We start from the raw sequence: 26,315 nt of genomic DNA on the forward strand, positions 1-26,315 counted from the left end.
TGCGCGCGGTCGCGCTCCGCGAGGCCGAGCAATGAGGACAATAAGCGCCATGTCCCAAGATCAAGACGCATCCACCTATCAGGCCCATCTGCAGGCCGGCAACGCGCTGGTGCAGCAGGCCCAGAAGATTGCCACGCAGGACTTCGAGCAGGCCCGCGCTTTCTGGCAGGCCGCCGGCAAGGAGTTCTATCTGGCGCACAAGGCCGATATGAACGAACCGGAAGCCGCCTTTCGTCTGGCACAGGCCTGGATGGCCGAGGCCCATGCCTTGCAGAAGGAAGAAAACCGCAACGCATTGCTGATGTGGGCCAACGCCGCTGCGCAATGCGAGCTGGCCTTTGACCTCGAGCCCGAGAACGGCCGCATCGCCATGACGGCCGCCAGCTGCCATCTGTTCGCCGGCCAGGCCGATGCCGCCAAGGCCTGGCAGCTGATTGGCAAGCAGTTGCTGCCGCCCGAGCCTTCGGAGCCCTCCGCCTGATACTTTTGATAGCTTGCTGCGCATGAAAACAAAGGGTTTCAATGCTTTTATGCATTGAAACCCTTTATTCATTGGCGAAAGCAGCTATTAAATTGATGCTCTCTCAGAAAACCTGGCGTTCGAGCGCGGCGCGAATCTGCTGCGCATTGGACCGCATGGCCTGGGGGCCGCTGCTGCCCAGCAAATACCAAAGCTGCGGATCGACGAACACCAGTTGCTGCTTGCGGCCTGCACGGGTGTTCTTGATGGTGTCGTTGTCGAACAGCTCACGCGACGGCACGACCGGCTTGCCGTCCTTGTCCCTGGTGCTGCCCGTTCCCGCATTGCGGTCGATCACGAACAGCCATTCGGGGTCAATCCTGGCGATATCGTCCATCTTCAGCGCAATGCCGCGCGCCTGCGCCGGATCTGCGGGCAAGGCGGGCTTGATGCCCAGCACGTCATGCAGCAAGCCGAAGCGCGAGCCTGGCGTCTGGGCGCTCATTTTTTTGTTGACGGCCAGCACCAGCAGGCCTGGCGCGGCCTTGGCCGCGGCAGCGCGGGTGGCCTGCACATCGCCGCGCACCTGCTGCATGAGCTGCGCGCCCTCATCCTGCTTGCCCCACAGGCTGGCCAGTGCGGTCACATTGCGCTGTATATCGCCGAGCAAGTCCTGGCCCGAAGTGCTCAGGTCCAGCGTGGGCGCGATACGGCTCAGCGTTTCGTACTTGCTGGCCGAGCGGCCGGCCACCACGATCAGATCGGGGCGGATGCGGCTCAGTGCCTCGTAGTCGGGCTCGAATAGCGAGCCCGCCACCTGGTAACGAGCATCGACGTAGCCCGACAGATAGGCGGGAAAATGGACCTTTGGCACGCCCGTCACCGGCAGCTTGAGCGCCTGCATGGTGTCCAGCGAAGCCAGGTCGTACACCACCACGCGCCGGGGAGCCTGGGGCAGCTCGATCACGCCCCGGGCATGCTGGACCTGGATGCGGGCGGGCTGGGTCGCAGACGACAGGACCGCCTGCGTTTGCGCCCAGGCGCTGCCGGCCATCGTCAGCAATGCCAGGGTGGCGGCGCGACGGCTGATCAGTTGTTGCATGAAGTACCTTGAAAAGCGGAAACAGAAGAAAGACCGGCAGCCCGCTGTCGCGCACTGCGGCAACGGGCTGCACTGACGAGGATCAGAACTTGACGTTCATGCCCAGCCAGTAGCGGCGGCCATCGAGCACGGTGTCGTAATTGACGCCGTCATAGATGACCTGCTTGTCCAGCAGGTTGTAGATGCCCGCGTACAGCGTGACGGTCTTGTTGAGCTTGTAGGAGCCGCCCAGATCCAGCATGGTGTAGCTCTTCTGGGTGAAGCTGCCCGAGGACGCTCCGCCCGTGGGCGCGCTTTCCTCGCCGCGGTAGGAAGCCTTGAGCCAGCCGTTGAGCTGGGCCGTGGGGCTCCAGTCCAGCGAGACATTGAACAGATGGCGTGGCAGCTGGTTCAGCGGCATGCCGGCAAACTCGCCGCTCTTTTGCTCGGACTTGGTGAAGGTGTAGTTGGTTTTAAGGCGCAGCGTCTTGCTCAGCTGCGCGCCCAGCGAAGCCTCCAGGCCACGCGTGATGGCGTTGTCCACATTGATGTTCGTGGTGGGCACGCGGCCCGAACTGTTGAGCGGGCCGCAGCTGGGGCAGGCCACGCGGGTGATCTTGTCCTCGAACTCGTTGTCGAACACCGTCAGCCCTGCCGTGGTGCCGGCGCCGCTGTCGTAGAGCACGCCGATTTCCTTGGTCAGCGAGGTTTCGGGCTTCAGATCCGGGTTGCCGTAGATATTGCCGCCACGGCTGCTCTGACCCCAGTCACCCACGGTCTGACGCAGCGACGGCGCACGAAAGCCCGTGGAGACACCGCCCTTGACCGTCCACTGCGGGGCCAGATTCCACACGCCATACAGGCGCGGGCTGACCTGGCCGCCGGCCTGGCTGTCATGGTCGTAGCGCAGGCCGCCGGTCAGTGCGAAGTCCTTGTGCAGACGCCATTCGTCCTCGGCAAACACGGCCCACTGGCTGCGGTTGATGCTGGTGCGGCTGGCATTGGGCAAGGTGTTGGTGGTGGTGTCCGTCAGGTCCTGCTCGTTGTAGCTCACGCCCGTGGTCATCAGATGGCTGGCCCCCAGCGGCGCCACCCAGCTGCTGTTGAAGACCGTGTTCTTGATGGTCATGTCGCGCGACAGATTGCGCGTCTTCTCCTGCTGCAGATAGGTGTCCGAAGATGCCCAGCCCCAGCGTCCCTTGTGCTGCAGCGAGAAGTTGTCGCGCTCGAACTTGCGGTCGCTGAGTGCAGCCGTGGCCGCCAGCGTCTTGCCCGGCGTCGAGGTGTAGTGCTGCTTGCCCGTACCCAGCTCGGCAATGATGTCGTGGTCCTTGTTGGGCGTCAGCGCCAGCTTGACGTTGAGCGCGCGGTTGTCGTAGTCGTTGTAGCCGTTGAGGATGTTGTCCTCGCCGCGCTTGTTGTAGTTGCCGTAGATGCTCAGACCCAGCAGATCGGTCTGTATGGGGCCGGACAGGTAGAAATTGCTCTGGTAGATATTGCCCGAGGACGAGCGCTCCTGCAGCGTGGCTTCGGTGCGGATGGAGCCCATCCACTCCTTGGCCACCTTGCGCGTGATGATGTTGATCACGCCGCCCATGGCGTCCGAGCCGTAGAGCGAGGACATCGGGCCGCGCACCACCTCGATGCGCTCGATCGCCTCCAGCGGCGGCACCCAGCTCTGGTCGGTGCCGGTGGAGCCGTTGGCCTGGGTTTCGCGGGTATTGGTGCGCTTGCCGTCCACCAGGATCAGGGTGTAGTTCACGCCCATGCCGCGCAGGCTGATGTCGTTGGAATTGTTGTCCGAAGGCACCAGATTCACGCCGGGCACATCGCGCAGCGCATCATGCAGATTGTTGTAGCTGCCTTTTTCCAGCTCTTCGCGCGTGATGACGGAAATCGATGCCGGCGCATCCTTGATCTCCTGCTCGAAGCCCGAGGCCGTCACCACCACCGTCTCCAGCGATTTTTCCTGCGCCGCGGTCAGCCCGTGGGTCAGCAGGCCGGCAGCCGCCAGCGCCATGCCCAGCATGGGGCGCAGCGACCGGCGGACGGTGATCAGAGGACGGGAAGATGATGAGGCGCAGGCCGTGGCGAAGCCTGCAGCAGCGGCTGCATGAATTTGCATGATGAGTTCGGAAAAAAAGGCACATCGACCAGGCAAGGCTGCGCCCCATGGTCAGGGCCACGGAAAGCAGGTGCCGGTCAGCGAAGCATTCGCGCTGTTGGAGTGATGAAGAAGGCAATCACGATCTGCGCATGAGATCGTCCTGGCTGAACCATGCGGCGGGGCATGGCGGCATGCGGCCATTCAATGGGCATGCCTGGCTGAGTCAAAGATTGCAGCAAGGTCTTCTTGTTGCGAATAATTCTCATTGTAACCGCAACCAACAGGCCTTCCAAAGAATTTTTACTGTTAAGTACTTTGGCATGACCTCAAACCGGCATCGCCCGGCAGCGGCATGCGCGGTCTGGTCGTGAAAAGGCCTTAGCCCAGCCAGGCCAGCATGCTGCGCCACAGGGCAGCGGCATGCGAGACCAGAAACAGCAGCAAGCCGATGGCCCCGCCCACCAGCGTGCCGTTGATGCGTATGTACTGCAGGTCCTTGCCGATATGCGCCTCGATCAGCGTGGCCAGCTGCTCGGCATCCCAGCGCTGCACCGTGTCGGCAATATGGCGGGCGATGAACTGGGAGACATCGGGCGCCAGCGTCGTCGCCCAGCGCTTGAGGCGCTCGTTCATGGAGCTGCGCAGTGCCTCGTCATGCGCCAGTGCCTGGCCCAGCCAGCGCCCCATCACGGCGGCGCGGCGCGCCATGGCCGAATTCTCGTCGGCCAGATCGCGCTCCAGCCTTGCGCGCCAGCCGGCCCATAGCTCGCGCAGGTAGACGGCCAGCTTCTCGTCATGCAGCAGATAGTTGCGCAGCTTTTCCACACGCTCGGCGTAGACGGGATCGTTCTGCAGACCGTCGATCAGGCGCTGTATCGAGTTGTCGAAGGCCTGGCGCAAACGGTGGCCAGGGTTCTGGGCCACATCCTGCAGCAGGCTGTCGAGAGCGCTGGCAATCACGCTGGCGCCCTTGTCGCTGAGCCAGTCCGTGGGCAGCATTTTTTCCTTGATCGGGTGCTCTCGCTTGAGCCAGACCACGATGGTCTGCGCGATCATCACATGGGTCTGCTCCTGGCGCAGCACGCGGCTGATGCGTGCCAGCACATCGTCGAGCACCTCCTGGTGGCGCCCGCCCGCCGTCAGCCCCGACAGCAGCGAGGCCGCCGCACGCGACAGATCCACATGCTGCATCACGGCCTTGAGCGACTGGGTCAGAAACTTCTCGACCTGCTTGTCCTGCACCATCTCCAGCGCGGCCAGTGCCAGCCGCGCCACCTGCTTGCCCAGCAACTGGCTGTTGGCGGGAGCCGTCAGCCAGTCGGCCAGCGCCTGGGCCGGATTGTTGCGCTCGATCAGCGCCACCAGCGAGGGCACGTCGAGAAACTTGTCGCGCACGAACATGGCCAGGTTGTTCCCTATGCGATCCTTGTTGCGCGGGATGATGGCCGTGTGCCGCCCCACCAGCGGCAGCGGAATATGGCGAAACAGCGCAGAGACCGCAAACCAGTCGGCCAGTGCCCCCACCATGGCGGCCTCGCAGATGGCCCGCAGGCACACCAGCCACAACGGCACGGCCTGGCCCTCCAGTCCCCAGCGCGAGCCTGCCAGCGCCGTGGCGATGAAGCCGGCCGTCACCAGCAGCAGCAAAATCAGCGGCAGCCGCTTGGCGCGCTGCAGGGACAGGCGTTGTTCTTCGGTGAGCATGGCCCAAGCATAGGCGAGTCGGGCCGGCTCGCCTATGCCTTCGGCCCCGATGGCCGCGCATGGCCTGCGCTGCGCCATTGCAGCGACAGGCGGCAGGCTTTTGCAATTGCACCGAAAATAGCGCTCCTGTATTCCCTGACTCTCGAGAAATCATGACCGAAGCCACCCGCCCCGAACTGCCCGACCATCTGTCCGTTGACCCTCGCAGCCCCCACCATGTGGCCGCCGTGTTCGAGCACGACATCGGCATCCGCTTCAACGGCAAGGATCGCTTTGACGTCGAGGAATACTGCGTCAGCGAAGGCTGGGTCAAGGTGCCCGCCGGCAAGACCCTGGACCGCAAGGGCAAGCCTCTGCTGATCAAGCTCAAGGGCACGGTCGAAGCGTATTACCGTTGACCCCCTGAGGCGCTTGCTCGATGTCTCTCACTGGGCAATCGCCCAGTTCAAAGAGCAATCAGCCAAGCCGCCTCAATAAAGAGAGCTGCTTGCGATGGTTTTGCAAGGATTTCAGATGCTTTATGCACTGAAAATCAGCAATACCAAGCGCATGCAGCTCTTTTTTAATGAGCACTCACTCAATCAAGCCAGGGCTTCCGCCGGGCCGAAGAACTCGTAATGCACCTGGGCGTCGGGCACGCCCAGCTCGCGCAGCGACTGCTTGACGCTGCGCATGAAGCCGCGCGGCCCCAGGAAGTAGACATCGGCATCGCGCGACTCGGGCAGCCACTGGGCCAGTCGGTCGGTGCTCAGCAGGCCCTGGGCGTCGACTTCGTCGCCCGCGTCCGCCTGGTCGTAGCAGTAGCGGCGCGTGAGCTGCTCGTGGCGGCTGGCCAGCGCATCGATCTTCTCGCGAAAGGCATGCACGCCGCGATCGCGCGCGCAGTGGATGAAGGTGATCTCGCGACCCGTGGGCAGCGCCGCCTGCAGCATGGGCAGCGTGGGCGTGATGCCCACACCGCCGCTGATCAGCACCAGGGGCCTGGCGCCGGCCTGCAAGGTGAAATGGCCAGCGGGCGGGAACAGCTCCAGCGTATCGCCCACATGCAGCTGGTCGTGCAGATGGTTGGAGACCTTGCCGCCGGCCTCGCGCTTGATGCTGATGCGATAGCTCCTGCCGTTGGCAGGTGCCGACAGCGAATAGTTGCGGCGCTGCTCCAGGCCGTCGACCATCACACGCAGGCCAATGTACTGGCCGGGCTGGTGGGCAATCACCGCGCCGCCGTCCACAGGTTCCAGATAGAAGGACGTGATCTCAGCGCTTTCGGCCTCTTTGCGCACCAGCTTGAAGGCGCGCGCACCGCGCCAGCCGCCTTCGGCCGCCGCCGTCTGCTCGTACACGCTGCGCTCGGCCGCGATCAGGATATCGGCCAACTGCTGATAGGCTGCCGCCCAGGCGGCGATCACCTCGTCCGTGGCAATCTCGGCGCCCAGCACTTCGCGAATGGCGCGCAGCAGGCAGGCACCCACGATGGGGTAATGCTCGGCCTGCACCTGCAGCGCCACATGCTTGTTGATGATTTGCGCGGGCAGATTGCCCAGGTTTTCCAGGCGGTCGATGTTCTTGGCATACATCAGCACGCTATGCGCCAGAGCACGCGGCTGGGCACCGCTTTGCTGGTGCGCCTGGTTGAACAGCGGGCGCACCTCGGGGTATTCGCCCAGCATGGTCTGGTAGAAATGCGTGATCAGCGCCTCGCCGCCGGTTTCCAGCAGCGGCACGGTGGCCTTGACGATCTCGCGTTGACGTTCGGTAAGCATGCAAATCTCCTGGTTGCGGCCTTGCCAGCTGCAAGGCTTGTACCAGTGAGTGCAAGCAGCGTGCCAGCCTCAATACCACTGCAAAACAATGGCTTGCGGAAATATGCGTCAATATGACATTGCTCAATTGATGTCTTATTGACACCGAACGCTGTCGTTATGACAACCTCCCACATTCTCAACGCTGTCAGCCCGTTGATCGCCGATCTGGCCCAGGACCTGCCCGAGCGCGAACGCCTGCGCCGCCTGCTGGCCGCGCTGCGCAATCTGCTGCCCGCCGACGCCGTCGCCCTGCTGAAACTGGAAGGCGAATGGCTGCGCCCCATGGCGATCGACGGCCTGATGCCGGACACGCTGGGCCGACGCTTTCGCCTGGCCGAGCATCCGCGCTTTGCCCAGTTGCTGGCGGCCGGCCAGGCCATGCGCTTCGAGCCCGACAGCCCCCTGCCCGACCCTTATGACGGGCTGGTAGCGCACAAGGGCCAGACCATCGGCGAGCTGCATGTGCACGACTGCATGGGCTGCGTGCTGCAGCTGGGCGGCCTGCCCTGGGGCCTGCTGACGCTGGACGCAATGGAGCCGGGCCGCTTTGCCGACCCTGCGGCACTGGCCATGCTGCAGGCCTTCAGCAATCTGGCTGCAGCCACCGTGGCCACGGCCGAGCGCGTGCAGCAGCTGTCGCAACTCGCGCGCGGTGCCACCGGCTCGACCAGTCCAGCCGCGCCGCCGGAGCGCGGACTGCAGGGCGCAAGCCCCGTCATGCGCCAGCTGCAAAAAGACATTGCCCTGGTCGCCGCCAGCGATCTGTGCGTGCTCATTACCGGCGAAACCGGTACCGGCAAAGAGCTGGTGGCCCAGGCCGTGCATGCGCAGTCGGGCCGGGCCGGCAAGCCCATGATCAGCATCAACTGCGCGGCCCTGCCCGACAACCTGGTCGAGAGCGAGCTGTTCGGCCATGTGCGCGGAGCCTTCACCGGAGCGCTGAGCGAGCGCAGCGGCAAGTTCGAGCAGGCGCATCAGGGCACGCTGTTTCTGGACGAGGTCGGCGAACTCTCGCTGCCCGTGCAGGCCAAGCTGCTGCGCGTGCTGCAAAGCGGCCAGCTGCAGCGCCTGGGTTCGGACCGTGAGCACCATGTGGATGTGCGCGTGATCGCAGCCACCAACCGCGACCTGGCTGCGGAAGTCGGCGCCGGGCGCATGCGCGCGGACTTCTATCACCGCCTCAATGTCTATCCGCTCAATGTGCCGCCGCTGCGCGAGCGCGACAGCGATGTGCTGCAGCTGGCGGGCTATTTCCTCGAGGAGAACCGCTCCAGGCTCAGGCTGGGCGGCCTGCGCCTGGATGCGGCCGCACAGGCAGCCTTGCTCAATCGCGGCTGGCCCGGCAATGTGCGCGAGCTTGAGCACTGCATCAGCCGTGCCGTGCTCAGGGCCCTGAGCCGCCATGACGGCAGCGCCAGCCGCGCCGGCGCAAGGCTGCGCATCGTGACGCTGGGGCTTGCCGATCTCTGGGAGCGGACCGAGGCAGCTGCCGCCGAACAGACTGCAGCCGCCAGCGACCCGGCCACACCTGCAGCGGCGCCCGAGGCCGGCCTGCGCGCCGCCGTCAGCGCCTATGAGCGCCAGCTGGTCAGCGCCAGCCTGGCCCGCCACCGGGGCAGCTGGGCCGCTGCAGCGCGCGAGCTGCAGCTCGATCGCGCCAATCTGCAGCGCCTGGCCAAGCGACTGGAGATAGACAGGCCTTGATCAGCGGCCCTGGATGCCCAGCAGCTCGACGTCGAAGTTCAGCGTGGCATTGGGTGGAACGGCACGGCCCGCGCCGCGTGAGCCGTAGGCAATGGCTGGCGGGCAGGTGAACTTGGCCTTGCCGCCGACCTTCATCTTCTGCACGCCCTCGGTCCAGCAGGGAATCACGCCATTGAGCGGGAACTCGATGGGCTGCTTGCGGGCGTAAGAGCTGTCGAACTCCTTGCCGGTATCGGGGAAGTAGCCGCGGTAGTGCACCTTGACGGTGTCCGTCGCCTTGGGGCTGGGGCCCGTGCCTTCGACCTGGCTTTCATAGACCAGCCCGCTGGCGGTGGTGACCGGCGCAGCATGAACCGCTGCGCCGGCACCCATGGCCCATACAAGCCCGATCACGGTGATTGCTTTTTTCATATCGGATGCGCTGAATGAACAAAACCCGACTTTAGTACGAAGTCGGGTCGGAAAAATGTCACGGCAGCCATGCTGACGGCTGCATTGACTCAGATCAGGGCAATGCCGATATCGTCCAGCGCCTTGGACAGATGCGCCACGGAGCGATCCGAGTCATGCCATTTGTCCAGGCCGAACAGGCCGATGCGGAAGGTCTTGAAGTCAGGGCCTTCATCGCATTGCAGCGGCACGCCCGAGGCGGTTTGCAGGCCGACCTTGAGAAAGGCGCGACCGCTCTGGATTTCCGTGTCCGTGGTGTAGCTCACGACCACTCCGGGAGCCTTGTAGCCCTCGGCGGCCACGCTGGGAAAGCCGCGCGACTGCAGCAGCTCGCGCACCTTGCGCCCCAGCTCCATCTGTTCTTCACGCACCTTGGCAAAGCCGTACTCGCGCGTCTCCAGCATGACGTCACGCAGGCGCAGCAGCGCATCCGTGGGCATGGTGGTGTGATAGGCATGCTGGCCTTTTTCGTAACCCTCGGCAATCTGCATCCACTTCTTCAGATCGCAGGAGAAGCTGGAGCTTTGCGTGTGCTCTATGGCCTCGCGGGCGCGTGCCGAGAGCATGACCATAGCGCAGCAAGGCGAGCTGCTCCAGCCCTTTTGCGGCGCCGAGATCAGCACGTCCACGCCGGTTTTTTCCATATCGACCCACATGGCGCCCGAGGCCACGCAATCCAGCACGAACAGCGCGCCGACCTCGTGTGCGGCATCGGCGACGGTGCGCAGGTATTCGTCGGGCAGCATGATGCCGCTGGCCGTTTCCACATGCGGGGCAAACACCACCTTGGGGCGCTCAACGCGAATGGTCTCGGCCACATCCTCCGCCGGACATGGCGCCCAGGGGTCCTGGCTGCCCTCGCCCTGCTTGCGCGCCTTGCAGACCACGGAGCCGCCGCCCAGGCCCGCATCGGCGTCGAAGATCTGCGTCCAGCGGTAGCTGAACCAGCCGTTGCGCACGATCAGCACCCGCTCGCGGTTGGCGAACTGGCGCGCCACGGCTTCCATGCCGAAGGTGCCGCTGCCAGGAATCAGCACGGCCGTGTTGGCGTGATAGACATCCTTGAGCATGCCCAGGATGTCCTGCATCACACCCACGAACTTCTTGGACATGTGGTTGAGCGCTCGGTCGGTGTAGACCACCGAGAATTCAAGCAGGCCATCGGGGTCGACGTCGGGCAAAAGTCCGGGCATGGGGTATCTCCAATCGCAAAAGCTGAGCAGTCAAAAACACCCCGGGGCCGCCGGGGCGCAGGTGCAAGACATTCAGCTTAGCATGAGCCGGAATATGGTTTTGTGTATGCAGTTCATATCAAAAACATGAGCTGCAAGCGCTTTGCACATCGAAGATTCCGGCCGATTAAACGCTGTAAATGCGAAATCTCCATCAGCGTTTACCATGTGTCCACAAAGCGGCCTTCACCCTCGCGCAGGCGCGCACCGGCCAGGCCGCGTACCAGCCAGGCGCGGGTCTCCGCGGGGTCGATGACGGCATCGACTTCCAGCGTGGCCGCCATGTGCATGGCCTCGCCATGTGCGTATTGCTGGGCCAGCAGCTTCTCAAACAGTGCCTCGCGCTGCGCGCCCTCGGGCAGGGCTTCGAGCTCCTTGCGAAAGCCCAGCCGCACTGCCCCTTCCAGACCCATGGCGCCGAACTCGCCCGTGGGCCAGGCCACATTGAAGATGGGCGCATGAAAGCTGCCCGCCGTCATGCCCATGGCGCCCAGGCCGTAGCCCTTGCGCAGCACCACGCTGAAGTACGGGACACGCAGCTTGGCTGCCATGACGAACAGCCGGCTGACATGGCGCACCTGGGCGGTTTTCTCGATCTCCGGCCCCACCATGAAGCCGGGCGTGTCGACCAGGCTGACGATGGCGATGCCGTGGGCATTGCACAGTTGCATGAAGCGCGCCGCCTTGTCCGCCGCATCGGCATCGATGGCGCCGCCCAGATGGCCCGGGTTGTTGGCCATCAGCCCCACAGGCCGCCCCTCGATGCGCGCCAGCGCCGTGTGGATGCCGGCGCCGAAGCCGGTTCTCAGCATCAGCAGACTGCCCTCGTCCACCAGCCCGGCCATGGCGGCGCGGGTGTCGTAGGCACGCAGGCGGTTCTCGGGCACGACCTGACGCAGCAGGCGCTGGTCGGGCTCGGACCATTGGTCGATGCGCCCCTGGAAGAAGGACAGATAGTGCCTGGCCGCCGCCACGGCCTGGGTCTCGTCGTCGACCAGGATGTCGATCACGCCATTCGCATGCTGCACGCTGGCGGGGCCGACTTCCTCGGGCCGGAAGACACCCAGGCCACCGCCCTCGATCATGGCCGGTCCGCCCATGCCGATATTGCTGCTGCGCGTGGCGATGATCACATCGCTGCAACCCAGCAGAGCGGCATTGCCGGCAAAGCAGCGGCCGTGGGTGATGCCCACCACCGGCACCTGACCCGAGAGCGCCGCATAGGCCGCGAAGGTATGCACATGCAGGCCCGCGACCACGGGGGTGTCGGTATCGCCGGGCCGGCCGCCGCCGCCTTCGGCAAACAGCACCACGGGCAGCTTTTGCTGCAGCGCGATACCCAGCATGCGGTCGGTCTTGGCGTGATTGCGCGCGCCCTGGGTGCCCGCCAGCACCGTGGCGTCATAGGACATGACCACGGCGCGCGACCGTTCCGCGCCGAACTGCGCGGCATTGATGGAGCCCATGCCCGTCACCATGCCGTCGGCCGGCGTGTTGGCCACCAGATCGTCAAGGCTGCGCCTGCGTGTCTGCGCGGCAATCGCCAGCGCCCCGTACTCGATAAAGCTGCCTTCATCGCAGAGATCGGCAATGTTCTCGCGCGCGCTGCGGCTGCCCTGGCCGTGGCGCCTGGCCATGGCCTCGGGCCGAGCTGCATCGAGCGTGAAGGCATGGCGATCCTTGACGCGCTGCAGATCGGCCCGGATGTGGCCCGGGTCCTGCCGCTGCGGCACCACCTCGGCATGCGCCGCATCGCCCTGGACGGGCGCGAGCACCAGCAAAGCCTGGTCCTGCGCCACATAGCTGCCGGCCTCCGCGAGCAGCGCCTGAACCCGGCCCGCAGCCTGCGCAAACAACACATGCTGCATTTTCATGGCTTCGAGAATGCCCAGCTCGGCCCCCTTGGCTACCGTCTCGTCCACCGCCACAGACCACTGCACGACCCTGGCGGGCATGGGGGCCAGCACTGCATTTTCAGGAGCTTGCTGCGCTTGGGATACATTGTTTTCAGACTCAAAAGTATCGGAATTCCTTGAATGACTTGCGCTTGAAGCTATCTTTTCTGCGGCCTCCACCAGCTGCGGCAGGACCTCTTCGAGCCAGCGCGTGTGCACGGTCTGCTCCAGCATCTCGGGCCGCTGGGCCAGGGCCTGCAGCAGCGGCAGATTGGTGGCAAGGCCCGCAATGCGGCAGTCGGCCAGCGCACGCCTGGAGCGGCGCAGCACATCCTCGAAACGCGGCGCGTGGCTGTGCACGACGAGCTTGGCCAGCAAGGTGTCGTAGTGCGGCGACGGACTGGCCCCCTGCTGCGCATGACCGTCCAGGCGTATGCCCGGCCCTTGCGGCCAGTGCAGCTCGGCGATGCGGCCGCCGCCGGGGCGGGAGTTGCCCTGGGCATCCAGGGTTTCGGCATTGATGCGCCACTGCATGGCATAGCCGCGCGGCCGGGGCGGGGCATTCACATTCAGGCCCAGGTCGGCAAAATGCTCGCCCGCCGCAATGCGGATCTGGGCCTGCACCAGATCGACGCCAAAGACCTCTTCGGTAATCGTGTGCTCCACCTGCAGACGCGGGTTGGCCTCGATGAACACATAGGGCAGGGACTCGGACTGCAGATCGACCAGAAACTCGAACGTGCCCAGGCTTTCATAACGCAGCCTGGCTGCCACGCGCAGCGCGTCCTCGGTGATGCGCTCGCGCAGCGGCTGCGTCAGGCTGGGACTGGGTGCAATCTCCACCAGCTTCTGAAAGCGCCGCTGCAGCGTGCATTCGCGCTCGCCCAGCGCCATCGGCCATTCGCTGCCATCGCCCAGCAGCTGAATCTCGATATGGCGCGCGCCGCTCATCAGCCGCTCGACATAGACGCCGTCCACGCCGAAGGCTGCCTGGGCCTCGCTGCGGCAGCGCTGGTAGGCGGTGGCCACCTCGGCAGCCTCGGTGACCGCACGCATGCCGCGCCCGCCGCCGCCGCCGATGGCCTTGATCATGATGCCGCTGGCCCCGTCGGCCTGCTGACGCGCAAAGAACTGCTGTGCCTGCTCCAGCGTCACGGCCTCGGTGCTGCCGGGCATCAGGGGCACGCCGCATTGCTGCGCCAGCGCACGGGCTCTGGCCTTGTCGCCAAGCAGCGCCAGCTGCTCGGGCGTCGGGCCGATAAAGCGCAGTCCCGCTGCCGCACAGGCGCGCGCAAAGTCTGCGTTCTCGCTGAGAAAGCCATAGCCCGGGTGCAGCGCATCGCAACCATGCTGCTGGGCAATCCGCAGCAGCTGCGCGCCATCGAGATACGCCACCGGGCCGCTGGCGCCCAGTGCCTGTGCCTCGTCAGCGGCCTGCACATGCGGGGCCGCCGCATCATCGGCGGCGTACACCGCCAGGCTGGCAATGCCCAGCTCCTGCAGCGCTCGGATGATGCGCAGCGCGATTTCACCGCGGTTGGCGATCAGGACTTTCTTGAACATAGGACTCTCGTTTTATTAGCTTTTAGCGCTCACCAATCAATGGTCACACTACTTTTGATGCAAAAAATCAGGGGATATCTCGCAGCAAACGGCGCAGCACCTTTCCTGCGCCCGTGGCCGGTAGCGCATCGATGAAGCGCACTTCGCGCGGAGCCTTGTAGGTGGCCATGTTTTCCTTGCTCCAGGCCAGCAGCCCGTCCGCCTCCAGGCTTTGTCCGGGCTTGCGCACGATGAAGGCGCGCACGACCTCGCCTTTCTGGGCATCGGCAACACCGATCACGGCAGCCTGGGCGATGGCCGGATGCTTGATCAGAATCGTCTCCACTTCTTCGGGGAAGACGCTGTAGCCCGAGACCTTGATCATTTCCTTGAAGCGGCCGATGAAGGTCAGATAGCCGTCCGCATCGAATTTGCCCATATCGCCGGTATGCACCCAGCCGTCCTTGAGCGTCTTGGCCGTGGCCTCCGGCTTGTTCCAGTAGCCCTTGAAGTTGCCCGGGCCGCGAATGATGATCTCGCCCACCTCGCCTGCGGCCAGCGGCGCGCCGGTCTCCGGATCTATCACCCGGATCTCGTTGCCCGGCGCAGGTTTGCCATGTGTGCCCCAGCGAATGGCATCGCCCGGCATGAAGGTATCCATGGTGTGGGTTTCGGACAGACCGTAGGCCGCCTCGCTGGAGATGGCATTGGGTGCGAACCTGCGCCATTGCTGCGCCAGATCCTCGGTATAGGTGATGCCGAAGCTGGTGACGGTGTTGCGGCGCAGCGCGCTGAAATCCATCTTCTCCACGCCGGGCACCTGCATCAGCGCCACATTCATGGGCGCGATGCTGTACCACCAGCTGACGCGGTAGCGCTCCAGCGCCTGCGCCACGGCCAGCGGATCGAAGCGATGCAGCAGCACGCAGGTCGCCCCCGAATGCACGGGCATGTTCACCCCCATGGACATGCCGGCGATGTGATAGAGCGGGGCCACGGCAAGCAATACATCCTCGGCGCCGACCCCGGTCACCCGGGACGCGCCGGCCGTCTTGTACGCGGCCGCACCGAAGCTCAGCATGGCGCCCTTGGGCAGGCCCGTGGTGCCCGAGGTATAGGTCATCAGCGCCACCTCGTCCATGTCCACATCGACAGGCGCGGGCCTGGCACCGCTGTGCATGAGATCCCAGAAGGACGTCACATTGCCGGGCAGCGGCTGCACGGGGGCCTGCAGCTCGGCAGGCAAGGGCAGCGTGGCGCTGGCGGGCAGCCAGTCGCCGTAGCGCACGGCCAGCACATGCTGCAGCGCAGTGCTGCCGCGCACCTTGTCCACCACGGGCAGCAGCACATCGGCCGCGATGATGACCCTGGCCTGCAGATCGTTGAGCTGGTATTCGAGCTCGTGCTCCTTGTTCAGCGGCCCGCAGGGGCAGACGATGGCGCCGATCTTCTGCACCGCGTAATGCGCAACGATGTACTGCGGGCAGTTGTTCATGAACAGGGCGACGGGCTCGCCCCGCTTCACGCCCAGCTGCTGCAGATGCGCGGCCACGGCATCGCTGCCCTCATCCACCTGGCGCCAGCTGATGTGCTGTCCGTACCAGATATAGGCATCGCGCTCGGGATGCTGGCGCGCATTGCGGCGCAAGGCTTCATGCAGGGGAATGAGGGTCTCGGATTCAGCCATGGTTGTCTCCTGGGTGTCTCGTATAGACCGAACAGCGGCGCCACTTTGCGGTTTTCTCAGGGATTGCCTTAGGGCAATCTGCTGCTCGGCGTCTTGTCAATGTATACCTGCCGGTAGAACAATGCTACCCATTGGTATAACGAATGCGACACACGCAAACCCTCATGCCCGCCACGTCCAGAAAGACCGAGAAGAAGCCGGCTGCGCCCGTGGCGCCGCGCGGCCGCCAGCGCCTGCCCACCGCCGGCTCCGACGAGAAGCGCGAGCGCATTCTCAAGGCCGCCGAAGCCCTGTTCGACCGCTATGGCTATGCCAACACCACCATCGAGCAGATCGTGCAGGCGCTGGGCGTGACCAAGCCCTTTGTCTACTACTACTTCCGCAACAAGCAGGAGATCTTCGAAACCCTGTGCTGGGCGCCGACCGAGGCCTGCTTCACGGTGCTGGACTTTGCGGCCGACGACCCGCGCCCCGCGCATGAAAAGGCCATCGACGGTCTGCAGCGACTGATCGCCGCCACCATTGCGCACTATCCGGCAGGCTTCTTCCCCTACCGCGAACCGCAGGCCTTCAGCCCCGCCTATCTCAAGGCCTCACGCAATGTGGCCCAGCAGTTCTACAGGCAGTTCTGCGCCCTGCTCGACGAAGGCCGCGCCAGCGGGCATTTCGATTTCCGCGACACCCGCATCACCGCCCAGGCGGCCTGCAGTCTGCCCGGCTTTCTCTACAACTGGTATCAGCCTGGCGGCAAGCTGGGCCCGGCCGAGATGGTGGTCGAGCTCACCGATCTGGCCTCGCGCGTGCTGGGCCTGCGCACTGCTGCGGCCCCTGCGCGAAAGCGTGCGGCCAGGGCCGCACCGGCGCCGGCAGCGCAGACTCCTTCGCCCCCCAGGCGCCGCAAGAGCGCTTCATCCACCACCAACAGCGCCAGCTGAGAGCCTCGAAGGCCAAGGCGCAATTCCAACTCCCTGGAGACAAAACCATGTCAGTTCGCTTCTCAGCCCTTGCGCTGGCCGCCGGCCTTTGTGCCGGCACCGTATCCGCCCAGGCGGCAGAGCCGTTCAAGATCGCGTTCATCGACCCTCTCTCCGGCCCGTTTGCCAATGTGGGGGAAGTCATGCGCAATCATGTGCTCTATGCCGTCGATGACGTGAACGCCAAGGGCGGCCTCTACAACGGAGCCAAGTTCCAGCTGCTGCAGTTCGACAGCAAGCTGTCGGCCCAGGAAAGCCAGAGCGCGCTGCAGGCCGCCATTGACCAGGGCGCACGCGTGGTGGTAACGGGGGGCTCGGGATCCTCGGTGGTCACGGCGCTGGTGCAGGCGGCGGCGCGCTACAACCAGCGCAATCCGGGCAAGGAGGTGCTGATACTCAACCACAGCTCCATCGATCCCGAGCTGACCGGCAAGTCCTGCAGCTTCTGGCATTTCATGTTCGACGCCAACACGGCCATGCGCATGCAGGCCATCGCCAACTACATCAAGACCCAGCCCGAGATCCGCAAAGTCTTTCTGCTCAACCAGGACTATGCCCATGGCAAGCAATGGGCCAGCTTCGGCCGCAGCATGGTAGCCAAGGCAAGACCGGATGTGCAGTTCGTGGGCGAGACCTTGCACCCCATGGGTCGCATCAAGGACTTTGCGCCCTATGTGGCCAAGATCAAGGAGGTCGGCACCGATTCGGTCATCACCGGCAACTGGGGTCAGGATCTGGCCCTGCTGCTCAAGTCGGCCGGCGACTCGGGCTACAACCTGCGCTACTTCAACCACAGCGCAGGTGGCTTTCCGGGCACCGTGACCTCGATTTCCCAGGCAAGGATAGGCCAGGTGACCTGGGTCGCAGAATGGCACCCCGGCATGGCCGACCGCGCCCAGGCCGACGCCCGGGCCAGGGAGTACAAGGCCAGGATGAACCAGGACTTTCTGGCCCCACGCATGGACCTGGTGCCGCGCATGCTGGCCGCTGCCATGGCCAAGGCCCAGTCCACCGAACCCGTGAAAATTGCCAAGGCCATGGAGGACATGTCCATGGACACCGTCTTCGGCCCCGTCAAGATGCGCGGCAAGGACCATCAACTGCTGCTGCCCCAGGTCGTCAACACCATAGCCCCCGTGGATGGCAAGCTGGTCAAGACCGGCTGGGAAGGCACGAACTACGGTTTCAGAACCGACGCCGTCTATTCCGCCCAGCAGCTTGATCTACCCACGGAGTGCCAGATGAAGCGGCCGTAAAAATGAGGACGAGTCTTCGACTCTGTCACTGGGCTTTTAGCGGGCATGGCCCCACACCAGAGACACCAAGGAAGGGCCGCCCCGCACCGAGGGTGTCGTCCCCCTCCCCTAGCGCGCAGCGCGTAGAGAGAGGGGGAAGCGGCGCAGCCGCTCAGGGGGTGTAGCTCCGCTTCCCAAACACTCCGCTGCCCACGCGCACCATGGTGCTGCCTGCCGCCACGGCGGCTTCCAGATCGCCGGTCATGCCCATGGACAGCGTGTCGAAATGCTCCAGCCCCGCGAGCCCGCTGGACTTGATGGCATCAAAAATGGATGCAGCCCTTTTATGGACTGCACATTGCGCTTCGAAATCAGGAGTATCGTCGGGAATACTCATGATGCCGCGCAGCTGCAGATTGGGCAGTTTCACCATGGCTTCGGCCAGCTCCAGCGCTTGCTCGGCCACGACGCCGGACTTGGTGGCGCCGCCATCCACATTGACCTGGATGCAGACATTGAGCCGTTCCATGCCCTGGGGACGCTGGGCAGAAAGACGCTCGGCAATCTTGAGCCGGTCCACAGTCTGAGCCCAGTCGAAGTTCTCGGCCACCAGCCGCGTCTTGTTGCTCTGGATAGGACCTATGCAATGCCATTGCAGCGCCTCGGCGCCCTCCAGCTGCATGGCGCGCACTGCGGCGATCTTCTCCACGGCCTCCTGGATATAGTTCTCGCCAAAGCTGCGCTGGCCGGCCAGCACAGCCTCGCGCACCGCATCCGCGCCGAAGGTCTTGGAAACGGCCAGCAGTTGCACCGATGTCACGGGCCGGCTTGCACTGGCGCAAGCGGCTGCAATGCGGGCATGAATCTGCCCCAGATTGTTTTCAATCGTCGTCATAATTGGCGCCAGAGTACCAAACCAGAGAGGGATCTCCGTGGATATCACGCAATTGCTGGCATTCAGTGTCAAGAACAAGGCTTCGGACTTGCATTTGTCGGCAGGCCTGCCCCCCATGATTCGCGTCCACGGCGATGTGCGTCGCATCAACATCGATCCGCTGGACCACAAGACCGTGCACGCCATGGTCTACGACATCATGAGCGATGCCCAGCGCAAGCAGTACGAAGAGTTTCTGGAAGTGGACTTTTCGTTCGAGATTGAAGGTCTGGCCCGGTTTCGTGTCAACGCCTTCAACCAGAACCGCGGCGCGGCGGCCGTGTTCCGTACCATTCCCAGCAAGATCCTGACGCTGGAGCAGCTCAACGCCCCCAAGATCTTCTCCGACCTGGCCCTGAAGCCGCGCGGCCTGGTGCTGGTGACCGGCCCCACGGGCTCGGGCAAGTCCACCACGCTGGCGGCCATGGTCAACTATCTGAACGAGACCGAGTACGGCCACATCCTGACGGTGGAAGACCCCATCGAATTCGTGCACGAGTCCAAGAAATGCCTGATCAACCAGCGCGAAGTCGGCCCCATGACGCTGTCGTTCGCGGCAGCCCTGAAATCCGCGCTGCGTGAAGATCCGGACGCGATTCTGGTCGGTGAAATGCGGGACCTGGAAACCATCCGCCTGGCCATGACGGCGGCCGAAACCGGTCACTTGGTGTTCGGCACGCTGCACACCTCGTCGGCGGCCAAGACCATCGACCGTATCATCGACGTGTTCCCCGCCGAGGAAAAGGAAATGGTGCGCGCCATGCTCTCCGAGTCGCTGCAGGCAGTGATCTCGCAGACGCTGTGCAAGACCAAGGACGGCCAGGGCCGTGTGGCCGCGCACGAGATCATGCTGGGCACGCCCGCCATCCGCAATCTGATCCGCGAGGCCAAGGTGGCACAGATGTACTCCACCATCCAGACCAGCCAGAACATGGGCATGCAGACCCTGGACCAGAACCTGACCGACCTGGTGCGCCGCAACCTCATCAGCCCGGCCGAAGCACGCAGCAAGGCGAAGATTCCAGAGAACTTTCCTGGATAAGGCTCCCCCTGAGCGGCGTTGCCGCTTCCCCCTGAGGGGGACAACACCTTCGCGGCGGGGCGGCCCTTGCTCGGTGTTTCTCGTCCGGGCCGTGCCAATTTTTAAGAGTGGCCCTTGCTGTTGGCCACTGGATAAGGAGTGATCATGGAACGCGATCAGGCCAGTAAATTCATCAACGATCTGCTCAAGCTCATGGTCAGCCGCAACGGCAGCGACCTGTTCATCACGGCGGAGTTTCCGCCCGCCATCAAGATTGACGGCAAGGTCACCAAGGTCTCGCCGCAGCCGCTGAGCCAGCTGCATACGCTGGCCCTGGCGCGCTCCATCATGAACGACAAGCAGGTGGCGGACTTCGAGCACACCAAGGAGTGCAACTTCGCCATCTCGCCGGCCGGCGTGGGGCGCTTCCGCGTCAATGCCTTCATGCAGCAGGGCAAGGTCGGCATGGTGCTGCGTACCATTCCCACCACCCTGCCCACGATTGACGGCCTGGGCGTGCCACAGGTGCTCAAGGAGGTCACCATGACCAAGCGCGGCCTGTGCATTCTGGTCGGCGCGACGGGCTCCGGTAAATCCACCACGCTGGCCGCCATGGTGGACTGGCGCAACGAAAACTCTTTCGGCCACATCATCACGGTGGAAGACCCCGTGGAATTCGTGCACCCGCACAAGAACTGCGTGGTCACGCAACGCGAGGTGGGACTGGATACCGAAAGCTGGGAAGCGGCGCTCAAAAATACGCTGCGCCAGGCTCCCGATGTGATTTTGATGGGCGAAATCCGCGACCGTGAAACCATGGAGCACGCGATTGCGTTCTCGGAAACCGGTCACCTGTGTCTGGCCACGCTGCATGCCAACAGTGCCAACCAAGCGCTGGACCGCATCGTCAACTTCTTTCCCGAAGAACGCCGCCCACAGCTGCTGATGGATGTGTCGCTGAACCTGCGGGCCATCATCTCCCAGCGTCTGATTCCCAAGCAGGACAGCAAGGGCCGTGTCGCCGCCATCGAGGTGATGCTCAACTCTCCGCTGATTGCCGACCTGATCTTCAAGGGCGAGGTCGTCGAGATCAAGGAGATCATGAAGAAAAGCCGCAATATCGGCATGCAGACCTTTGACCAGGCGCTGTTCGACCTGTTCGAATCCAATCTCATCACCTACGAAGATGCGCTGCGCAATGCAGACTCGGTCAACGACCTGCGTCTGCAGATCAAGCTCAACAGCCAGCGCGCCCGGACTCTGGACCTGGCAGCCGGCACCGAACATCTGACCATCGTCTAAGCCCAGGGCGCCGGCATCTCCTCCCGCAGGTGGAGCGCTGGCTTTGCTGGGGGGCGGCAGGGCCGCCCAGGACCCTGCTCTCCGCCACGGCCATGCACTGCGGCGCTACCATGATCGAACTGTTCCGCACCAAGTCTTAGAGGATTTCATGAGCACAGCCACCATCGCCTCCCGCAGCTACGCACCCTGCACTTCCACGCCCGTGGCCTTTCTGGGTCTGGGTGTCATGGGTTCCCCCATGGCCGGGCATCTGGCTGCAGCCGGCCATCAGGTCACGGTCTACAACCGCACGGCCACCAAGGCCGAAGCCTGGGTCGAGGAATTTGTCGGCGGCCGCCATGGGGCCACGCCCCGCGAGGCCGTCAAGGGCGCACGCATGGTCTTTTGCTGCGTGGGCAACGACGACGACCTGCGCTCGATTGCGCTGGGAGACGACGGTGCTTTCGCCGGCATGGAGCCTGGGTCCATCTTTGTAGATCACACCACGGCCTCGGCGCAGGTGGCACGCGAGCTGTATGCACAGGCCCGCCAGCGCGGCCTGCACTTCATGGACGCCCCTGTATCGGGCGGTCAGGCCGGTGCGGTCAACGGCCAGCTCACCGTCATGTGCGGCGGCGATCAGGAGGTTTTCGATCAGGTGGCACCGGTGGCCGATGCCTTCTCGCGCGCCTTTACCCATATGGGTGCCAGCGGCAGCGGTCAACTGACCAAGATGGTCAATCAGATCTGCATTGCGGGCCTGGTCCAGGGGCTGTCCGAAGCCATTGCCTTTGGCCTGCGTGCCGACCTGGACGTGGAGAAGGTCCTCGACGTGATCGGCAAGGGTGCCGCCCAGAGCTGGCAGATGGACAATCGCGGCAAGACCATGGCCGTGGGCAAGTTCGACTTCGGCTTTGCCGTGGACTGGATGCGCAAGGATCTGGGACTGGTTCTGGCCGAAGCCCAGCGCAATGGCGCACGCCTGCCCGTCACCGCGCTGGTGGACCAGTTCTATGCCGATGTGCAGGCCATGGGCGGCAGTCGCTGGGACACGTCCAGCCTGATCCAGCGCCTGCGCTGAGCGTCGGCCCATGAAAAAAGCCGGACCTGGGTCCGGCTTTTTTCATGCCTGCAGCTCCGCTTCAGTTCATGCTGGAGCGGTCTTCGACCACCGGTGCAGCCCTGGATGTCGAAGCGGCCAGTTCCTCTTCGGAGATGACTTCGAACAGGCGCACAACCTTGCTCACATCGTTGACGCCACGAGCGATCTCGGCTGCACGCTTGGATTCGCGCGGCGTGACTATGCCCATCAGATAGACCACGTTGTTCTCGGTCACGACCTTGATGGCCGAGGATGAAATGTCCTTGGCATTGACCAGGCTGGCCTTGACCTTGGTCGTGATCAGGGAGTCCTGAGAGCGCTGGCCCAGTGTTGCCGTGAAAGGCACGACCTCGATCTCGTTGTAGACCTCGCGCACGGTGGCCTGCTCGCGCACCAGCTTCTCGATGGTCGCCTTGTCCGTCGCATTGCCGGCCTGCCCGGTCAGCAGCACCACACGGTTGTAGCTGGTGACGCTGACGCGGGCCTTATCGCCCATCACCTCGCTGATGCGATTGCCGGCACGCAGCTCGATGCCCTGGTCCTCAACCTGTGTGCCGGTAGTGCGCCTGTCCACTGCCGACATGCCCGCCACGGCGGCACCGCCGCCCACCAGAGCCACGCAACCGCTCAAGGCACCGCCCAGAGCGGCAACGGTCAAGGCCGCACATGCAACACGGGTCCACTTCAACTTCATAAAGGCATCTCCTGGTCACCAAGCAGTTGAGAGTCCACACCGTCGGCCAGACAGTGCAGGATCAAGGTATGGGTTTCACGCACGCGCGCCGCACGGTCGTGGGGCACGCAGATCAGTACATCGGTCTCGCGCACGGTGGTGGCCAGGTTGCCGCCAGTGCGGCCTGTCAGCACCACGGCCATCATGTCGCGCTCGTGGGCGGCCTCCAGGGCTTCCTGTACGGCCATGTCGTTGCCGGTCACCGACATGAGCAGCAGCAGGTCGCCGGGCTGCCCCAGCGCTCGCACCTGGCGCGCCAGATACTGGCTGGCATTGCCGCCCGAGCCCGTGGCTCCCACGCTGCCCAGCAGGCCGCCGTCGGACGTCAGGGCCACGGCCGCCAGCTCGGGACGATCGCGTTCGAACCCTGTCACGCACAGGGAGGCAAATAACTGGGCATCGCTGGCCGAAACGCCCGTACCGCAGGCCAGCACCTTGCCGCCGCCCGTCACACAGGCCAGCATGGCTTGTACGGCGGAAGCAATAGGTTGGCTCAGCGCCTGGGCGGCCTGGTACTTCAGGTCGGCACTGTCGATGAAATGCTGTTGAATTCGTTGCTCTAGCATGGAGGCCCGATGATACCCGCCACCTGTTATCTCTTTGGTAGCAAACCGTTATTTGCGCATCAGTGTTGCGCACAACTATGACGCGGCGACTAAAGTGCCTCGAATGCCGCTTGGAGCCACTCGATGCGCATCTGGTTCCCGGAGCTGTCGACTAGCACCACATCAAAGCGGCATGGCGGCGCTGCCGCAAGCCTCATCAGATAGTGTCTGGCGGCCAGCACAATGCGCTGCTGCTTGAGGCGGCCGATGCTACCGCCGGCACCGCCGAAGCGCTCGGTGTTGCGGCTGCGGACTTCGACGAACACCAAAGACCCGTCGCGGTCACGCAGGATCAGGTCGATTTCGCCACCACCACGGCCCGGCGTCCGATAATTGCGCTCGACAAGCTTCAGGCCCCGCGCCTGCAAATGGGCCAACGCGGCATCCTCGGCCTGCTGCCCGCGTGCGGTTGTGCTTTGCGCCGGCTTGGGCCGCTTTCCAAGGAAATCCATTGACTACCTCTTTCGCCTCTGCACTGACTGCCGCACATGACGCGGCCGCTTCCCAGCATTATCCGCAGGGAGCCCTGTATGTGGTGGCGACGCCGATTGGCAATCTGGCCGACATCAGCCTGCGCTCGCTGCATGTGCTGCAGATCGTGGACTGCATAGCCTGCGAAGACACGCGCCACACCCAGGGCCTGCTGCGCAGCTATGGGCTGGACCGACCCGGCAGCCAGTTGCTGGCCGTGCATCAGCACAACGAGGCAGAAGCCGCCCAGCAGGTGATCGAGCGTCTGCAGCAAGGCCAACGCATCGCCTATGTCAGCGATGCAGGCACGCCCGGCGTCAGCGACCCGGGCGCGCGCCTGTGCGCGGCGCTGCAGGCCGTAGGTCTGCGCAGCATTCCGCTGCCCGGAGCCAGCAGCGTGACATCGGCCATCAGCGTGGCTGGTGCCGTCACGCCGGCACAGGGCGAAAACGGTTTTGTGTTTGCCGGCTTCCTGCCCACCAAGAATGCCGAACGACTGGCCGCCGTGCAAAAGCTGGCCGACCAGCCGCGTTGCACCGTGCTGCTGGAAGCTCCGCACCGCATCATCGAGCTGGCCCAGGCTCTGGCCCTGCTGGGCGAGCGTCGCGTCACGCTGGCGCGCGAGATCACCAAGCAGTTTGAAGACATCGCCAGCATGCCGGCCCACGAGCTGGCAGCCTGGCTGCAGGCCTCGCCGCAGCGTGTCAAGGGCGAGTTCGCCATCGTGCTGCACCCCGTGGCGGTGCAGCAGGAGTCGGGCGAGGCCGAGCGCGTGCTCAAGCTGCTGCTGGCCGAGTTGCCGACCAAGACGGCCGTGAAGCTGGCCGCCGAAATCACTGGGGCCAGTCGCAACACGCTCTACGATCGGGCGCTGGAACTCAAGCGGGCCGCCGAAGAGAAATAAGCAAGTCAACCGGGCGCGGTACAAACCAGAAACGCCTGGCAAGGGCTGCCCCGCTGCCCCCCTTTGGGGAAGCCTCGTTGCGACTCAAGCGTAGGCCAGACCGGTTGCCACGCCACCAAACAGGTCGCCTTCGACCTGCGGCACATCAGGGAAAGCGACGCGCAGCGCATCGCGCAGGGTGCGCAGTGCCGACGAGCCGCCAGTCAGATAGATGGCGTCTGGCGCTGCCACGCCGGCCTGGCGCACACAGTCCTGCGCACATTCGACCACCTGCAACAGCAAGGCCTGCAACTGTTCTTGCAGAACCTCCGGGGAGATGGCCGCAGGCAGGTCTTGCTCCAGCCAGTCCAGAGCAATGGCCGAGGCCGCATGGCTTTGCGAAGCCGCAATCTTGGCCTGCTCCACCGCATCGGCCAGCCTGTGGCCTTCACGCCAATCCAGCACCTTCATCAGGCGCTGATGCAGTTGCTGATCGCTGTAATCGCTCTTGAGACCCCGCGCCGAAGCCAGGGCCTTGGCCGTGTACAGCCACTGGATCAGATGCCAGGTGGAGAGATCGAAGAACACGCTGCTGGGCACCTCGCGCCCGCTGGGGCCGATGTGCTTGTAGCCCAGCAACGGCATGACCTGGGCCACATTGAGGCGATGGTCGAAATCCGTGCCTCCGATATGCACGCCGGTAGTGGCCAGAATGTCCTGGGTACGGTCGGCATGCCCGGCCTGTTGCGGGCCGAGACGCACCACCGTGAAGTCCGATGTGCCGCCGCCGATATCGACCACCAGCACCAGCTGCTCCTCACCCAAGCGCTGCTCGTAGTCCAGTGCCGCCGCAATCGGCTCCAGCTGAAAGCTGACTTCACCCAGGCCGGCGGCGCGCGCCGCAGCGGCCAGGGCATCCTGCGCCTGGCGGTCTCGTTCCGGGTGCTCGTCGACAAAATGCACGGGACGCCCCAACACCACACGCTCCGGCAGACGGCCGTCCAGCGCCCGGCGTGCCTGATCGGCCACGCGCTTGAGAAAGATCGCGATGATGTCCTGGTAGCTGACGAGCTGCTCGTGCACCGCGGTCTTTTCCAGCAACAGGCTGCTGCCCAGCAGGCTTTTGAGGGAGCGCATCAGACGCCCTTCCTCGCCCGCCAGATACTGCTGCATGGCATCGCGGCCGAAATGCGTGCTGTGCTCTTCGGTATTGAAGAACAGTGCCGTGGGCATGCCGGTGGCAGCGCCTTCCAGCGGCAGCAGACTGGCGGTCCTGCCGGGCAGGCGATAGGCGGCAGCAGAGTTGGAGGTTCCGAAATCGATGCCCAGAGTGGCAGGCGTGAGAGCTGTGGTCATGAAAGGCGGCGCTGCACCGCGCCGGCCCGCAAAGGCTGACGCGGCCGCAACGAAAA

General features: G+C 64.4%; 22 protein-coding genes. 9 read left to right on the forward strand and 13 right to left on the reverse strand.

What is annotated here, in order from left to right; genetic code table 11:
* The first annotated feature begins 49 nt into the window (after positions 1–49).
* Positions 50–481, forward strand: coding sequence for a hypothetical protein (locus DJFAAGMI_RS11770; RefSeq protein ID WP_211457285.1), 432 nt, complete (start codon positions 50–52; stop codon positions 479–481).
* A gap of 103 nt (positions 482–584) precedes the next feature.
* On the opposite strand, the gene DJFAAGMI_RS11775 is transcribed toward DJFAAGMI_RS11770, so the two are convergent.
* The 3 genes from DJFAAGMI_RS11775 to DJFAAGMI_RS11785 form a co-directional block, all read right to left on the reverse strand.
* A complete protein-coding gene (locus tag DJFAAGMI_RS11775) occupies positions 585–1,562 on the reverse strand; it encodes a siderophore ABC transporter substrate-binding protein (RefSeq protein ID WP_211457286.1) in 978 nt (325 codons plus the stop codon).
* Positions 1,563–1,644: 82 nt separating this feature from the next.
* Entirely contained in the window at positions 1,645–3,666 is a 2,022-nt protein-coding gene (locus tag DJFAAGMI_RS11780) for a ligand-gated channel protein (RefSeq protein WP_211457287.1), read from the reverse strand.
* A 360-nt stretch (positions 3,667–4,026) separates the two neighbouring features.
* Positions 4,027–5,352 (reverse strand): DUF445 domain-containing protein, encoded by a 1,326-nt coding sequence (locus tag DJFAAGMI_RS11785; RefSeq protein WP_211457288.1) that lies wholly within the window; start codon positions 5,350–5,352, stop codon positions 4,027–4,029.
* A 152-nt stretch (positions 5,353–5,504) separates the two neighbouring features.
* Here DJFAAGMI_RS11785 and DJFAAGMI_RS11790 point away from each other — a divergent pair, with 152 nt between their 5' ends.
* Positions 5,505–5,750 carry a DUF3297 family protein gene (locus DJFAAGMI_RS11790; RefSeq protein WP_003050615.1) on the forward strand — a complete coding sequence of 82 codons (246 nt, stop codon included), beginning with the start codon at positions 5,505–5,507 and terminating at the stop codon, positions 5,748–5,750.
* A gap of 183 nt (positions 5,751–5,933) precedes the next feature.
* Here the strand turns inward: DJFAAGMI_RS11790 and hmpA are convergent, their stop codons facing one another.
* Positions 5,934–7,112, reverse strand: a complete 1,179-nt coding sequence (gene hmpA / locus DJFAAGMI_RS11795) for an NO-inducible flavohemoprotein (protein WP_211457289.1) — start codon at positions 7,110–7,112, stop codon at positions 5,934–5,936.
* A gap of 159 nt (positions 7,113–7,271) precedes the next feature.
* Between hmpA and norR the strand changes: the two genes are divergently transcribed.
* A complete protein-coding gene (norR, locus tag DJFAAGMI_RS11800; RefSeq protein WP_211457290.1) occupies positions 7,272–8,858 on the forward strand; it encodes a nitric oxide reductase transcriptional regulator NorR in 1,587 nt (528 codons plus the stop codon).
* Here the strand turns inward: norR and DJFAAGMI_RS11805 are convergent, their stop codons facing one another.
* The 4 genes from DJFAAGMI_RS11805 to DJFAAGMI_RS11820 all read right to left on the reverse strand — a co-directional run bounded on the left by DJFAAGMI_RS11805 (position 8,859) and on the right by DJFAAGMI_RS11820 (position 15,664).
* Positions 8,859–9,269, reverse strand: a complete 411-nt coding sequence (locus tag DJFAAGMI_RS11805) for an FKBP-type peptidyl-prolyl cis-trans isomerase (protein WP_043003966.1) — start codon at positions 9,267–9,269, stop codon at positions 8,859–8,861.
* A gap of 89 nt (positions 9,270–9,358) precedes the next feature.
* Complete coding sequence (locus DJFAAGMI_RS11810; RefSeq protein ID WP_211457291.1) at positions 9,359–10,501, reverse strand: aminotransferase class V-fold PLP-dependent enzyme; 1,143 nt, start codon at positions 10,499–10,501, stop codon at positions 9,359–9,361.
* A 200-nt stretch (positions 10,502–10,701) separates the two neighbouring features.
* Positions 10,702–13,998: an acetyl-CoA carboxylase family protein gene (locus DJFAAGMI_RS11815; protein WP_211457292.1), complete on the reverse strand. Its 3,297-nt coding sequence runs from the start codon at positions 13,996–13,998 to the stop codon at positions 10,702–10,704.
* A gap of 67 nt (positions 13,999–14,065) precedes the next feature.
* Positions 14,066–15,664 carry an AMP-binding protein gene (locus tag DJFAAGMI_RS11820; RefSeq protein ID WP_211457293.1) on the reverse strand — a complete coding sequence of 533 codons (1,599 nt, stop codon included), beginning with the start codon at positions 15,662–15,664 and terminating at the stop codon, positions 14,066–14,068.
* 164 nt (positions 15,665–15,828) lie between these two features.
* Between DJFAAGMI_RS11820 and DJFAAGMI_RS11825 the strand changes: the two genes are divergently transcribed.
* Both DJFAAGMI_RS11825 and DJFAAGMI_RS11830 read left to right on the forward strand, forming a co-directional pair.
* Entirely contained in the window at positions 15,829–16,599 is a 771-nt protein-coding gene (locus DJFAAGMI_RS11825) for a TetR/AcrR family transcriptional regulator (RefSeq protein WP_211457294.1), read from the forward strand.
* 47 nt (positions 16,600–16,646) lie between these two features.
* On the forward strand, positions 16,647–17,894 hold the full coding sequence (locus DJFAAGMI_RS11830) for a branched-chain amino acid ABC transporter substrate-binding protein (protein WP_211457295.1): 1,248 nt from the start codon (positions 16,647–16,649) through the stop codon (positions 17,892–17,894).
* 151 nt (positions 17,895–18,045) lie between these two features.
* Here DJFAAGMI_RS11830 and DJFAAGMI_RS11835 read toward each other — a convergent pair whose 3' ends face one another.
* Entirely contained in the window at positions 18,046–18,768 is a 723-nt protein-coding gene (locus DJFAAGMI_RS11835) for a YggS family pyridoxal phosphate-dependent enzyme (protein WP_211457296.1), read from the reverse strand.
* 37 nt (positions 18,769–18,805) lie between these two features.
* Between DJFAAGMI_RS11835 and DJFAAGMI_RS11840 the strand changes: the two genes are divergently transcribed.
* From DJFAAGMI_RS11840 to DJFAAGMI_RS11850, 3 genes are all read left to right on the forward strand, one after another.
* Positions 18,806–19,849: a type IV pilus twitching motility protein PilT gene (locus tag DJFAAGMI_RS11840; protein WP_003050584.1), complete on the forward strand. Its 1,044-nt coding sequence runs from the start codon at positions 18,806–18,808 to the stop codon at positions 19,847–19,849.
* A 144-nt stretch (positions 19,850–19,993) separates the two neighbouring features.
* The gene (locus tag DJFAAGMI_RS11845) at positions 19,994–21,130 is read left to right on the forward strand and encodes a PilT/PilU family type 4a pilus ATPase (protein WP_003050582.1); all 1,137 of its coding nucleotides are present in this window, start codon (positions 19,994–19,996) and stop codon (positions 21,128–21,130) included.
* A 148-nt stretch (positions 21,131–21,278) separates the two neighbouring features.
* Positions 21,279–22,190: an NAD(P)-dependent oxidoreductase gene (locus DJFAAGMI_RS11850; protein ID WP_211457297.1), complete on the forward strand. Its 912-nt coding sequence runs from the start codon at positions 21,279–21,281 to the stop codon at positions 22,188–22,190.
* A 61-nt stretch (positions 22,191–22,251) separates the two neighbouring features.
* Here DJFAAGMI_RS11850 and DJFAAGMI_RS11855 read toward each other — a convergent pair whose 3' ends face one another.
* The 3 genes from DJFAAGMI_RS11855 to DJFAAGMI_RS11865 form a co-directional block, all read right to left on the reverse strand.
* A complete protein-coding gene (locus DJFAAGMI_RS11855) occupies positions 22,252–22,905 on the reverse strand; it encodes a BON domain-containing protein (protein WP_211457298.1) in 654 nt (217 codons plus the stop codon).
* Positions 22,902–23,510 (reverse strand): SIS domain-containing protein, encoded by a 609-nt coding sequence (locus tag DJFAAGMI_RS11860; RefSeq protein WP_003050573.1) that lies wholly within the window; start codon positions 23,508–23,510, stop codon positions 22,902–22,904. The genes DJFAAGMI_RS11855 and DJFAAGMI_RS11860 overlap by 4 nt, the downstream gene beginning before the upstream one ends.
* 89 nt (positions 23,511–23,599) lie before the next feature.
* Positions 23,600–24,001 (reverse strand): YraN family protein, encoded by a 402-nt coding sequence (locus DJFAAGMI_RS11865; RefSeq protein ID WP_003050571.1) that lies wholly within the window; start codon positions 23,999–24,001, stop codon positions 23,600–23,602.
* On the opposite strand from DJFAAGMI_RS11865, the gene rsmI reads away from it, so the two are divergent.
* Entirely contained in the window at positions 24,001–24,924 is a 924-nt protein-coding gene (gene rsmI, locus DJFAAGMI_RS11870) for a 16S rRNA (cytidine(1402)-2'-O)-methyltransferase (RefSeq protein ID WP_211457299.1), read from the forward strand. The two genes, DJFAAGMI_RS11865 and rsmI, sit on opposite strands and share 1 nt — an antisense overlap.
* Before the next feature lie 84 nt (positions 24,925–25,008).
* Here rsmI and DJFAAGMI_RS11875 read toward each other — a convergent pair whose 3' ends face one another.
* A complete protein-coding gene (locus DJFAAGMI_RS11875; RefSeq protein ID WP_211457300.1) occupies positions 25,009–26,259 on the reverse strand; it encodes an Hsp70 family protein in 1,251 nt (416 codons plus the stop codon).
* Between the last annotated feature and the right edge of the window lie 56 nt (positions 26,260–26,315).

Origin of the sequence: Comamonas brasiliensis (assembly GCF_018292285.1) — a bacterium.
GTDB classification, from domain to species: domain Bacteria; phylum Pseudomonadota; class Gammaproteobacteria; order Burkholderiales; family Burkholderiaceae_C; genus Comamonas; species Comamonas brasiliensis.